The organism is Pseudomonas monsensis, from assembly GCF_014268495.2.
In the GTDB taxonomy this organism is placed as follows: Bacteria; Pseudomonadota; Gammaproteobacteria; order Pseudomonadales; family Pseudomonadaceae; genus Aquipseudomonas; species Aquipseudomonas monsensis.
Genome location: NZ_CP077087.1, coordinates 970,243 through 985,031, shown reverse-complemented (window position 1 = coordinate 985,031; position 14,789 = coordinate 970,243). Strand labels below are relative to the sequence as shown.

The window sequence follows — 14,789 nt, the reverse complement described above, 5'->3', positions numbered from 1 at the left end:
CTGATCGCAGGCCGGCGCAGTCTAAAGAATGAAAATGACGATTCGTCAGCGCGGCGGTAGACCGCACTGACCGCGTGTAGTTTAGAAACCGGTATGAACAGGCTCTGTGAAAACCATGGAGACGACGCCGGCGCTGAACATTGCAGAACCGGATCAAGCCGCAGGTGGTTTTCACAGAGGCTGCTAGCCGCCGGACTTCTTCGCCTTGAAACCGTGCTTGATCAACTCGGCCAAGAGTAGCTCGACATGATCGCCCTGGATTTCGATGACCCCGTCCTTCAACGCCCCGCCGGTGCCACAACGTTTCTTCAACGTTGTCGCCAGCTCTTTGAGCGCGTCTTCGGCCAGTGGCACGCCGGTGATGGTGGTCACCGTCTTGCCGCCACGGCCCTTGCTCTCGCGACGCACGCGGGCAATGCCGTCCCCGGCCGGGATCACGGTTTGTTTGCAGATACAGGCGTCCACCGGCTTACTGCATTCCGGGCAATGACGACCTGCGTCGGTGGAAAATACCAGACCGCCCAGGGCGGCGAAGGATGCGGCTTTTTTGGCCACCGGCAATCCTCTTCGGAGGACAAAGACTGATCGCAACCTTGGGCAAGGTTATCGACCGCGAAGCCCCACTCAGGCAGGGGCAGCGCTACTGCATCGGTAAAACACCAGATGTCGGAGCTGTCGAGTGAAACGAGGCTGCGATCTTTTGATTTCGACGCCAAAACAAAAAATCAAAAGATCGCAGCCTGCGGCAGCTCCTACAAAAAGCAATCGCGGTGCAGCTTGAAAAGGTCGCGCAGTGTAACGGCAAAATTCCCGATTGCTAAGTGCCAATCGGCGCCAATTTATGAGTTCTTTGCGACGTCGCTTTGCTGCGCTTTCAAATAGCGTCGCAAAGCCGCCAGAGAGTCCGGGCAGTAAGGCTTCTGCTCGATTTCGCGCATCACCTGTTCGACCGGAATGAAGCGTGCTTCCAGCACTTCTTCCGGCTGAAGCTTCAGCGGGCCATCCCACACGGCGGAAAATGCCGAACACCAGAGACGGTTGTCGGTGTCCTCGAAGAAGAAATGGTCATGGGCGGTGAGTTCAACCCCGCTCACGCCCAGCTCCTCTTCCAGCTCGCGGGCCGCCGATTCGGCGTAGGTTTCGTCCGCCTGCACCATGCCGCCCGCCGCCACGTCCCAGTAACCGGGATAGATGGCTTTGCTCAACGTGCGACGGTGCACGCAAAGGTCGCCAGCGGAATTGAACAACATGATGTAGGTGCCCCGGCCGATCAGCCCGCGCTGGCGCAAGTCGGCCCGCACCAGGGCGCCGAGCAGGTTGTCCTGTTCGTCGACCCAGGCGATCTGTTCGGCATCCGAGGCGGCGCGATGGGCCGCCTCTTTGGCGTTCTGACTCATGAATCAGCCCTGATTGAGCAATTGACGCAGGTCGATGACGGCAGCGTTGGCCCGGGAAATATAGTTGGCCATGACCAGCGAGTGGTTGGCCAGCACGCCGAAGCCGCTGCCATTGAGAATCATAGGACTCCAGACCGGTTCCTGCGAGGCTTCCAGCTCACGGATGATCTGGCGCACGCTGACCGTGGCGTTCTTCTTCGCCAGGACGTCGGCGAAGTCGACTTCGATCGCACGCAGCAGGTGCGACAGGGCCCAGGCCTGACCGCGCGCCTCGTAGAACACGTTGTCGATCTGCATCCACGGAGTCTCGACGACCTCCTCGTCAACCTGCGGCACTTCACCGATGGCCGGGACTTCGGTTTTCAGCGCAGTGTTGAGTTTGACCCGGCCGACGCTGGCCGACAGGCGTTGCGACAGCGACCCCAGGCGGGTGCCGACATCGCCGAGCCAGTTGTTCAGGTTGTCGGCGCGGGCATAGAACAGCGCGTTTTTCTGAGTTGGATCGGACAGGCGCGCCTGATAGCGGCTCAGGGAATTGATACCTTCCTGATACTCCGACTCACTCGACGGCAGGATCCAGCTCTTGTTGTCGAAGTTGAAACGCGGCTCGGCCTTGGCCAGATCGGCATCTTCAGCCGACTGCGACTGCGAACGGGCAAAGTCTTTGCGCAGGGCACGGGTCAGGTCGCGCACCTGCACCAGCACGCCATATTCCCAGCTCGGTGTGTTGTCCATCCACAGGCCCGGCGGGAAGCGGTCGTTGGAAATGTAGCCGCCCGGCTTGTTGAGCAAGGTGCCGGCAACGGTCTTCAGGGTTTCGACGGTGGTGTAGCCGATCACCATCTGCTTGCCTTCTTTCTCGGCCGCCACCTGAGCGTTTTGCGCCACAGGAAACAGTGCCGGCTCCTGACTCCAATACCAGCCCAGGCCAATGGTCACCAACAGATAAATGCCGACCAGAGTGGCCAGCGCACGGCTGAACAACAGCCCGCCGACGTAGCTGCGGGTGGCCGACTTGGGCTCGGCGGCACGTTCAGGCGCGCTGCCCGCGCGGTTTTTCCAGTCCAGCATGGCGATATCCTTTCAATTACTTGGGTTCAACAGTTCGACCACAACCATACAACAACGTGCCGGGGCCGGGCACCCGCGAGTATAGATAAGCCGCAAATTGCGTGAGCGGATGTCGCCTCTGTCAGATATAGGGGAATCCCTGAGGGCAGTTGCCCTACCCACACAGCCCAGGGCACTGCAAACACCGGCAAGGCACATTCCTCGTGCGGCTGTGCGCCAAACCGGAAACGCCGTCCCGAATCGCCGCCAACCGCAGAGCAAGCGCCCTGCCGGCAGGGGCCTGAACGACGTGCAGGTCGAAAATAAAACCACTCGGTCAGAAACTGAATGGCGTCCCATTGCAGATTATTGACGTGCGACACTCGTCTAAGGGAAAAGAGGTGCTAGCATAGAGCCACCAGTCGATCTCAGCATGCAGCCTAACTAGTAGTCAGGATATGACCGAGCCAGAAGACCCCAGCCGTGAGCGTCTCAAGCACCACTTTGCCCAGCGGGTAATTCATCAGGCACGTCAGATTCTTGAGATATGGCAGCGCCTGCAACGCAGCGAATGGTCCACCGTCGACCTCGCCGAACTGAGCGAGGCCAACCTGCGCCTGCTGCGTTTTGCCGAGCGTTTCGAGCAGCCTGAACATACCCAGCTCGCGCACCACATCAGCCAGTCGCTGGAAGCGGTGGATGCCAATCGCGGGCGCCTGAGCAGCGGCCTGATCACCGACCTCAATCGCCTGATGCAGCGCCTGTCGCGCACCGGCCTGCGCCACGGCGATCAACTCGACCAGACCTTTCTGCCGCCGCTGCGCAAACCGATCTACGTGATGCTGCAAGACCACGACCGCGCCGAGCGGCTGGCCAAGCAACTGGAGTTTTTCGGTCTGAGCGCGCAGGCGCTGGACAGTGTTGCGGCGTTTCGCTCTTCGATGGTCGAGCGTTTGCCAGCGGCAATTGTGATGGACGTGGACTTCAGCGGCGCCGGCGTCGGCCTGAAACTCGCCGCCGAAGCTCAGGTCGGTCTGGAGCAACCGCTGCCTTTATTGTTCTTCAGCCTGCACGAAACCGATACGCCGACCCGCCTTGCCGCCGTGCGCGCAGGTGGCCAGGAATTCCTCACCGGCACCCTCGAAGCGTCGAGCCTGCTGGAGAAGATCGAGGTGCTGACCTGCGTCGCCCAGTACGAACCTTATAAGGTGCTGATCATCGACGACTCGCGCGCTCAGGCCCTGCACACCGAGCGCCTGCTCAACAGTGCCGGGATCGTCACGCGCACCCTGATCGAACCGATTCAGGCGATGGCCGAACTGGCGGATTTCCAGCCGGATCTGATCATCCTCGACATGTACATGCCGGCCTGCACCGGCACCGAGCTGGCCAAAGTGATTCGTCACAATGATCGCTATGTCAGCGTGCCGATCATTTACCTGTCGGCCGAAGACGATCTGGACAAGCAACTCGACGCCATGAGCGAGGGTGGCGACGACTTCCTGACCAAACCGATCAAGCCGCGACACCTGATCACCACCGTGCGCAACCGCGCTGCCCGCGCACGCAATCTGAAGGCACGGATGGTCCGCGACAGCCTCACCGGCCTGTACAACCACACGCATATTCTGCAGTTGCTCGAAGACTGCTCGTTCCGCGCCCGCCGCGAGAACAAGCCATTGAGCTTTGCCATGCTCGACATTGACCACTTCAAACGGGTCAACGACAGCCACGGCCACCCGATGGGCGACCGGGTGATCAAAAGCCTGGCACTGTTCCTCAAGCAGCGGTTACGCAAGACCGACTTCATTGGCCGTTACGGCGGCGAAGAGTTCGCCATTGTAATGCCCGACACCGACATCGAAGCTGCGCACAAAGTGCTCGACGAAATCCGCCAGCGTTTTGCCGAAATCCACTACCCGGCCCAGCCGCAGGATTTGTGGTGCACCTTCAGCGCAGGTGTGGTGGAGATGAGTGATGACTCCGACAGCCTGATGATGGCCAGCCAGGCCGACGAGGCGCTGTACCGCGCCAAGGATGGCGGACGCAATCGGGTGCAGACCGCGCGGGAGTCAAAGCAAAGTGCCACTTTTTCATCGGAATCCACTGATTCGGTCATAACCCTGTAACAGAAACGCAATAAATTCAGGCGCTTACCATTCTGCCGTTGGTAGCCGTCATGCGCCTGAAGTTGCTCACCAATCTCAATACTCTGCTGCTGGTCGCCGTGTGCGTGGCCCTGGGTGCCACGTTATGGTGGTCGCAAAAAGCCCTGGAACGCCCGTATCTGTTGATGGAGCGCTACCTGGGGCTGTCGCAGCAATTTCAGAATGACGTGGCGCGCAACGTCGAGGATTACCTGGCCAGCGGTGATGCCCTGCGCCTGAGCAGCGCCAGTCAGGCCATCGAGGGTTTGCAGAAAGAACTCGGCGAACTGCCGCCGGCGCTCGCCGACACCTTGCGCCCGAGCCTGTCGAGCCTGGAAGAATTCAGCAAAACCGACCTGCTCGCCGCCGGCAAACTGGCCGGTGATCCGCAAGCCCTGCTGTTGCAGGCCGAGCGCGAGTTGAGCGCCAGCCTCGACCAGCTCAACACTTATGCCAACGGCGATGCGACTTATCTGACACCCCTGCTGGCCGCGTCGCAGCACTTGGGCAAACTGTCACTGGCGCGGGACAAACTGGTCAGCAGCGGGCGCAGTGAGCTGGCCGCCGATGTCGAGCGTGAAGTCAGCAACATCCGCACCCAGGCCCAGGCCCTTGATGCCCTGCCCCTGCTGGGCGTGGTCGCCAAAAACGAATCCGGCAGCGATGACTTCGCCGCGATGATGGGTATCGAAAGCACAGAAAAAACCGTCGCCGAAGACGCCGGCGTCGGCCTCAAGCGCGAACTCAACAGCCTGCTCGGCCGCTATCCGGCGGAGCTTGCGCGCACCCGCGAGCAGATCCAGAAGCGCACCGACCTGAGCACCGCGACCCACCTGAAAATCGCCGCCGTCCAACAAGCCATTGCCGGGCTGGAGCCAGTGGTACGTGCCCAGCACGGGCAGATCCAGAGCGAAGTGCGCCTGATGCAAGGCGTGATGATCGGCCTGATTCTGCTGATCGCGCTGTTGATCGACACGCTGCAGCGACGCCTTTCGCGCACCCTGACCAACCTCGCCCCGGCCCTGTCGACCTGGGCCGAAGGCGATTTCAGTCGCGACATTCGTCTGGGCAAGACCAACCGCGAACTGCACGACATCGAAGCGTCGCTCAATCGGCTGCGCGCCTATCTGGTGGACCTGGTCGGGACGATTCGCGGCAACGCCGAACAAGTCGCTGGCAGCAGCCGTACCCTCGCCGAACTGAGCAACGATTTGCACAGCGGCGCCGAGCATCAGGCCGGTGACACCGCGCTGATCCGCGACTCCCTCAGTGAGCTCGAAGCGACCATTCAACAAGTCGCTGGCGATGCACGCCAGGCTGCGGATGCCAGCCGCCATGCCGGGATTGCCGTCGAGCACGGCCAGACGGTTATCGGGCAAAGCCTGACCGGATTGCACGCGTTGGTAGGTGAAGTCCAGGGTAACGCGCAGATGATCGAACACCTGGCCGAAGAGTCGGCAACCATCGGCGGTGTGCTGACGGTGATCCGCTCGATTGCCGACCAGACCAACCTGCTGGCGCTGAACGCGGCGATTGAAGCGGCCCGTGCCGGGGAAATGGGTCGCGGGTTTGCCGTGGTGGCCGAGGAGGTCCGTTCGCTGGCGCAGCGTACCGCTGGGGCGACGGCGGAAATTCAAACGCTGATCGCCGGCCTGCAAACCGCCGCCCGGCAATCGGTCGAAGGCATGCGCGCGCAGGTCGAACACGCCGAGGCCACGGCCAATCAGGCGCAAGCGGCGGATGGTGCGCTGGATAAAATCGTCGGGGCGATCCAGACCATTTCCGACACCGCGATCCGCATCGCCGATGTCACCGCCCAGCAGAGCGGCGCGGTCAGCGAGATTCGCGATCACAGCGAGCGGATTCATCAGTTGGGTGGGGATAATCTGGTGCGTATCGGCCGCGGGCGTGAGCAGGGTGAGAATCTGTTGGTGTTGGGTGGGCAATTGCATACGGCCGTACAGGCGTTTCGCGTCTGACAAATTGCCTTCGCGAGCAAGCTCGCTCCCACATTGGAATGCATACCCCTGTGGGAGCGAGCTTGCTCGCGAAGGTGTCAGTCCAGACACCACAAGTGACCGAATCAAATCACTTGGTCACATATTTCGCGCAAACATCGGCCATCGTGCTGGCTATTGCATAGAACTGGACAGTCATAAAGTCTTTGCGGCATAGTCGCCGGGTTCTGACGACTGCTCATTCATAACAAGGACAACGCAGATGGCAACCTTACTGGTCCTGCACGGCCCCAACCTGAACCTGCTCGGCACCCGCGAACCCGGCACCTACGGTTCCACGACGCTGGCGCAGATCAATCAGGATCTGGAACGCCGCGCCCGTGAAGCCGGCCATCATCTGCAGTATCTGCAAAGCAATGCCGAGTACGAATTGATCGACCGCATCCACGCCGCACGCGGCGAAGGCGTCGATTTCATTCTGATCAATCCAGCAGCTTTTACACATACAAGTGTTGCATTACGTGACGCGCTGCTGGGAGTGAGCATCCCATTCATCGAAGTGCATTTGTCCAACGTGCACAAACGCGAACCTTTCCGCCATCACTCTTACTTCTCCGATGTAGCGGTGGGAGTGATCTGCGGCCTTGGCGCCAGCGGTTACCGACTGGCCCTGGAGGCTGCGCTAGAACAGCTTGAAACACAGGCAACGGCTTGAACTACAAGCGTTAAACGCCCCTGACCGACCCTTGGGAGTTGATGATTCATGGATATCCGTAAAGTTAAGAAATTGATCGAATTGCTGGAAGAGTCCGGCATCGACGAGCTCGAGATCAAGGAAGGCGAAGAGTCCGTACGCATCAGCCGTCACAGCAAGACCCCGGCTCAGCAGTACTACGCGCCGGCTCCGATGCAAGCACCGGCCGCTGCACCTGCCGCCGCTGCTGCTCCGGTTGCTGCCGCAGCCCCGGCTGCCGCTGCTGCGCCAGCGCTGAACGGCACTGTTGCCCGTTCGCCGATGGTCGGCACCTTCTATCGCAAATCTTCGCCAACCTCGCCGTCCTTCGTTGAAGTCGGCCAGACCGTGAAGAAAGGCGACACCCTGTGCATCGTCGAAGCCATGAAGATGATGAACCACATCGAAGCTGAAACCAGCGGTGTGATCGAATCCATCCTCGTCGAAGACGGCCAGCCGGTTGAGTACGACCAACCGCTGTTCACCATCGTTTGAACTGCGGAGAGCCTTTGATGACTGCGAAGTTGGAAAAAGTTCTGATCGCTAACCGCGGTGAGATCGCCCTGCGGATTCTGCGTGCCTGCAAAGAGATGGGCATCAAGACCGTCGCCGTTTACTCCAAGGCCGACAAAGAGCTGATGCACCTGGGCCTGGCAGACGAATCCGTCTGCATCGGCCCGGCGTCTGCCGCTCAGTCCTACCTGCACATCCCGGCCATCATCGCTGCCGCTGAAGTGACTGGCGCTACCGCCATTCACCCAGGCTACGGTTTCCTCGCGGAAAACGCCGATTTTGCCGAGCAAGTCGAGAACTCCGGCTTCGCCTTCATCGGCCCGAAAGCCGACACCATTCGCCTGATGGGCGACAAGGTATCGGCCAAGCACGCGATGATCGAAGCTGGCGTACCGACCGTTCCAGGTTCCGACGGCCCGCTGCCGGAAGACGAAGAAACGGCATTGCGCATCGGTCGTGAAGTCGGCTACCCGGTGATCATCAAGGCCGCTGGCGGCGGCGGTGGTCGCGGCATGCGCGTGGTGCACAAGGAAGAAGACCTGATCGCCTCGGCGAAACTGACCCGCTCCGAAGCTGGCGCGGCGTTCGGCAACCCGATGGTCTATCTGGAAAAATTCCTCACCAATCCACGTCACGTCGAAGTGCAGGTACTGTCCGACGGCCAGGGCCACGCCATCCATCTGGGCGACCGCGACTGCTCGCTGCAGCGTCGTCACCAGAAGGTTCTCGAAGAAGCGCCGGCACCGGGCATCGACGAGCAAGCGCGCCAGGAAGTACTGGCTCGTTGCGTCAAGGCGTGCATCGACATCGGTTACCGTGGCGCCGGCACCTTCGAGTTCCTCTACGAGAACGGTCGTTTCTACTTCATCGAAATGAACACCCGTGTTCAGGTGGAGCACCCGGTTTCGGAGATGGTCACCGGTATCGACATCGTCAAGGAGATGCTCAGCATCGCCGCTGGCAACAAGCTGTCGTTCACCCAGGATGACGTGGTTATCCGCGGTCACTCGCTGGAGTGCCGGATCAACGCTGAAGACCCGAAAACCTTCATGCCGAGCCCGGGCACGGTCAAGCATTTCCACGCCCCGGGCGGCAACGGCGTTCGCGTCGATTCGCACCTGTACAGTGGCTATGCCGTTCCGCCGAACTACGACTCGCTGATCGGCAAGCTGATCACTTACGGCGCCACCCGCGACGAAGCCATGGCACGCATGCGCAATGCCCTGGACGAAATCGTGGTTGACGGGATCAAGACCAACATCCCGCTGCACCGCGATCTGACCCGCGACGAAGGCTTCTGCAAAGGGGGCGTGAACATTCACTACCTCGAGCACAAGCTGGCTGGCGAGAAGCACTAAGCTTCAGCCCGCACCAGACAGAGCCGCCTTCGGGCGGCTTTGTTGTTTCTGCAGATTACATACCCCCCTGCAGGCTCACACCGACAAGGGAATGGCGTTTCAAGTCTCTCCCACAAACGGCGCGCGCTCGCGTAAACTTGCGCGCTTCTCGCTGGCCGCTAGGCTGCAATCAATATTTTTTCAAAGGTGCCCGCCATGCCTTGGCTGCAAGTACGCCTCGCCATCAGCCCGGAACAAGCCGAAACCTACGAAGACGCTTTCCTTGAAGTGGGCGCCGTGTCGGTGACCTTCATGGACGCCGAAGATCAGCCGATCTTCGAGCCGGAACTCAACACCACCCCGCTGTGGGCGCACACGCACCTGCTGGCGCTGTTCGAAGGCGGCACCGAGCCTGAACCGGTACTGGCGCACCTGGAACTGCTGACCGGCAGCCCGCTGCCCGAGCACCACAGCGAAGTCATCGAAGACCAGGACTGGGAACGCAGCTGGATGGACGGTTTCCAGCCGATGCGTTTCGGCCAGCGCCTGTGGATCGTGCCGAGCTGGCACGCGGCGCCGGAACCTGACGCGGTCAATCTGCTATTGGACCCGGGCCTGGCGTTCGGCACGGGCACACACCCGACCACCGCGCTGTGCCTGGAATGGCTCGACGGCCAGGACCTGAAAGACTGCAACGTGCTCGACTTCGGTTGCGGTTCGGGAATTCTGGCGATTGCCGCCCTGCTGCTTGGCGCCAAAGAAGCCGTCGGCACCGACATCGACGTACAGGCGCTGGAAGCCTCGCGCGACAATGCCGGGCGCAACAATATTGCCGACGAACTGTTCCCGCTGTACCTGCCGCAAGACCTGCCGCAGGTCAAAGCCGATGTGCTGGTCGCCAACATTCTCGCCGGCCCGCTGGTTTCTCTGGCGCCGCAGCTGTCCGGGCTGGTCAAGTCCGGTGGACGTCTGGCGCTGTCGGGTATCCTCGCCGAACAAGGTGATGAAGTGGCCGCCGCTTATGCACAGGACTTCGATCTCGACCCGATCGCCAATCGCGATGGCTGGGTGCGCATCACCGGCCGTCGGCGCTAATATGTCCGCCTGCATAATCCGGATCGCCGCATGACCGACAGTTTCGTCACCCAGTGCCCGCATTGCCAAACCAGCTTCCGTGTCAGCCATGCTCAATTGAGCGTGGCCCGCGGGGTGGTTCGCTGCGGCTCCTGCCTGCAAGTGTTCAACGCCGCCAAACAGCTGCTTGAGCAACACGCCGGCAAGGACGCGGTGACACCGGTCGCGCCCCCCTTGGGCGAACCGGCGCCGAGCCCGGCACCAACGCCTGCGGCAGAACCTCCGTCCGTCGCCGAAACACCCGCACCACGCGCCATCAGCCAAAAGCAATGGAGCGCCTCGGACCTGGACCTCGACAGCCTCGATCTGGACGAAGAACTCGCCCGCCTCGAGCAACGTGAAATCCAGCCGACCACGGAATTCGGTCGCCCGCGGGAAGACGCCTTGAGCGCCCGCCGTGACAACCACGAAACCGATGAACCGGTATGGCGCGACAGCCTGTTCAGCGCTCGCGACGACGAGCATTTGCCCGAACATGAGCCCGAGCTCGCTGCCGAATCCGAGATTGTCGAGCCAGAACCACTCAAGCCTGCGCGCACCGAACCTTCGCTGTCGCTGGAACCGGTGGACCTGGACGACGAACCGGCGATCCCGCAACTGCGCCTGCACGATCCGATTGATCCACATGCCCGCCGCGAACGTTTGTCCGCCAGCGACGACAGCGATGAGGACGATCTGCCAGCGGTCGAGCCTTTGCGCAAACAGCGTGAACGCGCCGAACCGGGCGTGCGCGCTGAAGTCCTGCAGGACCTGACCGACGATCCGCTACAACTGGACTGGCAAAAGCGCCGCTCGCCCTGGGGCCGACGCCTGCTCTGGCTGCTGTTGGTGCTGCTGGCGGCCGGCGGCCTTGCCGGCCAATACATTGCCTATCATTTCGATGAGCTGGCGCGGCAGGATCAGTACCGCCCCTGGTTTCAGCAGGTCTGCCCGCAGATCGGCTGCACGGTGCCATCCAAAGTCGACATCGCCAGAATCAAGAGCAGCAACCTGGTGGTGCGCAGCCACCCGGAGTTCAGCGGCGCACTGGTGGTCGATGCGATCATCTATAACCGGGCGACGTTCTCCCAGCCGTTTCCGCTGCTGGAGCTGCGCTTTGCCGACCTCAATGGCCATCTGATTGCCAGTCGTCGCTTCAAACCCGGCGAATACCTCAGTGGCGATCTCGAAGGGCTGGCGGAAATGCCACCACAAACACCGATCCACATCGCGCTGGATATTCTCGACCCAGGCCCGAAAGCGGTGAATTACAGCCTGAGTTTTCACTCCCCGGAGTGAACCGCTTCACCGCTTCTGCATTGACGGCGGTTTTCTGACTGCGCCGCGGCCAACCAAACCGCTGGCGATAACAGAATAACTGTTCAGATTTTGTTCAATTCAGCCTTTATCCAGTCATCGAGAGCGGGTATCATGCCAACCCTTTTTCGAACTCTCATGATCCGGCCCCACTTCAGGGAAGTCCTATGTCGGCGGTACGCATCGGCCCATACACATTGCAGAACGGCTTGATTCTCGCCCCGATGGCGGGGGTCACCGACCAGCCCTTTCGTCAGCTGTGCAAGCGTTTGGGCGCAGGGCTTGTAGTCTCGGAAATGGTCACCAGTGACATGAGCCTGTGGAACACCCGCAAGTCGCGCATGCGCATGATCCACGAAGGCGATCCCGAGCCACGCTCGGTACAGATTGCCGGTGGCGACGCGCAGATGCTGGCGCAAGCGGCCCGGGCCAACGTCGAACTGGGCGCACAGATTATTGATATCAACATGGGTTGCCCGGCAAAGAAGGTCTGCAACAAGGCCGCCGGCTCCGCGTTACTGAAAGATGAAGCACTGGTGACCGAGATCCTGCAGGCCGTGGTGGCTGCGGTCGATGTGCCGGTCACCCTGAAGATCCGCACCGGATGGGATCGCGACAACAAGAACGGCTTGACCGTGGCGAAGATCGCCGAGCAGGCCGGGATCACCGCGCTGGCAGTGCATGGCCGCACTCGCGCCGATCTGTATACCGGTGAAGCCGAGTACGACACGATTGCCGCGATCAAGCAGGCCGTGTCGATTCCGGTGTTTGCCAATGGCGACATCGTTTCGCCGGAAAAGGCCCGTTACGTGCTCGACGCGACCGGTGCCGATGGCCTGTTGATAGGCCGTGCCGCCCAGGGGCGGCCATGGATTTTTCGTGAGATCGACCACTTCCTGCGTACCGGCGAGAAATTGCCGGCACCGGAGCTGATCGAAGTGGAACGCATCCTGCTGGAGCATCTGGCCGCACTTCACGCCTTCTATGGGGATGTGATGGGCGTCCGTATTGCCCGCAAGCATGTGGGCTGGTATCTCGCAACCTTGCCGGGCGCCAAGGAGTTTCGCGCCCACTTCAATCGTTTGGATGGTACGGAAACACAATGCGCCAACGTTCGGGAGTTTTTCGCCGAGCGTTACAAGAGCCTGACAGGGGACGAAGAAGGGGTGGCCGCATGACGATGATGACCGAGACTTTAGTGAGTGGAACAACACCCGTGAGCGACAACGTGAATTTGAAACAGCACCTCAATACCCCGAGCGAAGAAGGCCAGACCCTTCGCGGGAGTGTCGAGAAGGCGCTGCACAATTATTTCGCCCACCTTGAGGGCGCGTCCGTCACGGATGTGTACAACCTGGTGCTCTCCGAAGTCGAGGCTCCCCTGCTCGAAAGCGTGATGAACTACGTCAAGGGCAACCAGACCAAGGCCAGTGAGCTGCTCGGACTCAACCGCGGCACGCTGCGCAAGAAACTCAAGCAGTACGATCTGCTGTAAGCATTCAATCAAACCAGAAAGGCGCCCGCGTAAAACCGGTCGCCTTTTTTGCTGACTTCCTTTGCTTTTGATGGAAATTGAGATGACCGACCAGACTACCCGCCTGCCGATCCGCCGCGCCTTGATCAGCGTTTCCGACAAGACCGGGATCCTCGAATTCGCCAGGGAGCTCGAAGCTCTGGGCGTCGAGATCCTCTCCACCGGCGGGACGTTCAAGCTGCTGCGCGACAACGGTGTTGCCGCAGTGGAAGTCGCGGATTACACCGGTTTCGCTGAGATGATGGACGGTCGGGTGAAAACCCTGCACCCGAAAATCCATGGCGGGATCCTCGGTCGTCGCGGGATCGACGACGCGATCATGAACGAGCACGGTATCAAGCCGATCGACCTGGTTGCCGTTAACCTCTACCCGTTCGAAGCCACCATCAACAAACCAGGCTGCGACCTGCCGACCGCGATCGAGAACATCGACATCGGCGGCCCGACCATGGTTCGTTCGGCAGCGAAAAACCATAAAGACGTGGCGATCGTGGTGAATGCCAGCGATTACGCCAACGTTTTGCAAAACCTCAAGGCCGGCGGCCTGACCTACGCGCAGCGTTTCGACCTGATGCTCAAGGCATTCGAACACACCGCCGCCTACGACGGCATGATCGCCAACTACATGGGCACCGTGAATCAGGCTGCCGACGTGCTGAGCACCGAAGGTCGCAGCGAATTCCCGCGCACCTTCAACAGCCAGTTCATCAAGGCTCAGGAAATGCGCTACGGCGAGAACCCGCACCAGAGCGCGGCGTTCTACGTGGAAGCCAAGCCTGCCGAAGTCGGCATTGCCACCGCGACCCAACTGCAGGGCAAAGAGCTGTCGTACAACAACGTGGCCGACACCGACGCCGCGCTGGAATGCGTGAAGAGCTTCGTCAAACCGGCCTGCGTGATCGTCAAGCACGCCAACCCGTGCGGCGTGGCCGTGAGCCCGGACGCCGAGGGCGGCATCCGTCAGGCCTACGAACTGGCCTACGCCACCGACACCGAATCAGCCTTCGGCGGCATCATCGCCTTCAACCGTGAGCTGGATGCCGAGACCGCCAAGGCGATCGTCGAGCGTCAGTTCGTGGAAGTGATCATCGCCCCAAGCGTGAGCGAAGAAGCCCGCGCCATCGTCGCGGCCAAAGCCAACGTGCGCCTGCTGGCCTGCGGCGAGTGGTCGGCTGACCGCGCTCCGGCGTGGGACTACAAGCGCGTCAACGGTGGCCTGCTGGTACAGAGCCGCGACATCGGCATGATCGGCGCCGATGACCTGAAGGTCGTGACCAAGCGCGCCCCGACCGAACAGGAAATCAACGACCTGATCTTCGCCTGGAAAGTGGCCAAGTACGTTAAGTCCAACGCCATCGTCTACGCCAAGAACCGTCAGACCATCGGCGTCGGCGCCGGCCAGATGAGCCGCGTCAACTCGGCACGTATCGCTGCAATCAAGGCTGAACACGCCGGTCTGCAAGTGGCTGGTTCGGTGATGGCATCGGACGCGTTCTTCCCGTTCCGCGACGGTCTGGACAACGCGGCCAAGGTCGGTATCACGGCGGTGATCCAGCCGGGCGGCTCGATGCGTGATGCTGAAGTGATTGCTGCGGCCGATGAGGCAGGGATTGCGATGGTTTTCACCGGCATGCGCCACTTCCGTCACTGAGTTGCGGCAGCTACAAGCCTCAAGCTGCAAGCTGCAAGA

General features: G+C 61.1%; 13 protein-coding genes. 10 read left to right on the top strand and 3 right to left on the bottom strand.

Features of this window, described 5'->3' with window-relative positions:
* Positions 1-183 precede the first annotated feature (183 nt).
* From HV782_RS04125 to HV782_RS04115, 3 genes are all read right to left on the bottom strand, one after another.
* Entirely contained in the window at positions 184-555 is a 372-nt protein-coding gene (locus HV782_RS04125) for a translation initiation factor Sui1 (RefSeq protein ID WP_041068080.1), read from the bottom strand.
* A 284-nt stretch (positions 556-839) separates the two neighbouring features.
* On the bottom strand, positions 840-1,397 hold the full coding sequence (locus HV782_RS04120; RefSeq protein WP_186747456.1) for an NUDIX hydrolase: 558 nt from the start codon (positions 1,395-1,397) through the stop codon (positions 840-842).
* A 3-nt stretch (positions 1,398-1,400) separates the two neighbouring features.
* Positions 1,401-2,468, bottom strand: a complete 1,068-nt coding sequence (locus HV782_RS04115; protein WP_123471051.1) for a DUF2333 family protein — start codon at positions 2,466-2,468, stop codon at positions 1,401-1,403.
* Between the two features lie 437 nt (positions 2,469-2,905).
* On the opposite strand from HV782_RS04115, the gene gcbA reads away from it, so the two are divergent.
* From gcbA to purH, 10 genes are all read left to right on the top strand, one after another.
* The gene (gene gcbA, locus HV782_RS04110; RefSeq protein ID WP_123471050.1) at positions 2,906-4,576 is read left to right on the top strand and encodes a diguanylate cyclase GcbA; all 1,671 of its coding nucleotides are present in this window, start codon (positions 2,906-2,908) and stop codon (positions 4,574-4,576) included.
* Between the two features lie 50 nt (positions 4,577-4,626).
* Positions 4,627-6,573, top strand: a complete 1,947-nt coding sequence (locus HV782_RS04105; protein ID WP_186747458.1) for a methyl-accepting chemotaxis protein — start codon at positions 4,627-4,629, stop codon at positions 6,571-6,573.
* Between the two features lie 241 nt (positions 6,574-6,814).
* On the top strand, positions 6,815-7,267 hold the full coding sequence (gene aroQ, locus HV782_RS04100; RefSeq protein WP_123471047.1) for a type II 3-dehydroquinate dehydratase: 453 nt from the start codon (positions 6,815-6,817) through the stop codon (positions 7,265-7,267).
* A 48-nt stretch (positions 7,268-7,315) separates the two neighbouring features.
* A complete protein-coding gene (accB, locus tag HV782_RS04095; RefSeq protein ID WP_103306135.1) occupies positions 7,316-7,780 on the top strand; it encodes an acetyl-CoA carboxylase biotin carboxyl carrier protein in 465 nt (154 codons plus the stop codon).
* 17 nt (positions 7,781-7,797) lie between these two features.
* Positions 7,798-9,156: an acetyl-CoA carboxylase biotin carboxylase subunit gene (accC, locus tag HV782_RS04090; RefSeq protein WP_045122275.1), complete on the top strand. Its 1,359-nt coding sequence runs from the start codon at positions 7,798-7,800 to the stop codon at positions 9,154-9,156.
* Between the two features lie 195 nt (positions 9,157-9,351).
* On the top strand, positions 9,352-10,230 hold the full coding sequence (gene prmA / locus HV782_RS04085; protein ID WP_123471045.1) for a 50S ribosomal protein L11 methyltransferase: 879 nt from the start codon (positions 9,352-9,354) through the stop codon (positions 10,228-10,230).
* Between the two features lie 30 nt (positions 10,231-10,260).
* Complete coding sequence (locus tag HV782_RS04080; RefSeq protein ID WP_128615478.1) at positions 10,261-11,547, top strand: DUF3426 domain-containing protein; 1,287 nt, start codon at positions 10,261-10,263, stop codon at positions 11,545-11,547.
* Between the two features lie 185 nt (positions 11,548-11,732).
* Positions 11,733-12,743, top strand: a complete 1,011-nt coding sequence (dusB, locus tag HV782_RS04075; RefSeq protein ID WP_186747461.1) for a tRNA dihydrouridine synthase DusB — start codon at positions 11,733-11,735, stop codon at positions 12,741-12,743.
* On the top strand, positions 12,740-13,060 hold the full coding sequence (gene fis / locus HV782_RS04070) for a DNA-binding transcriptional regulator Fis (RefSeq protein WP_002555375.1): 321 nt from the start codon (positions 12,740-12,742) through the stop codon (positions 13,058-13,060). Before dusB ends, fis begins: the two co-directional genes overlap by 4 nt.
* Positions 13,061-13,142: 82 nt before the next feature.
* Positions 13,143-14,750 (top strand): bifunctional phosphoribosylaminoimidazolecarboxamide formyltransferase/IMP cyclohydrolase, encoded by a 1,608-nt coding sequence (gene purH, locus HV782_RS04065; protein WP_123471039.1) that lies wholly within the window; start codon positions 13,143-13,145, stop codon positions 14,748-14,750.
* The last annotated feature ends 39 nt before the right edge of the window (positions 14,751-14,789 follow it).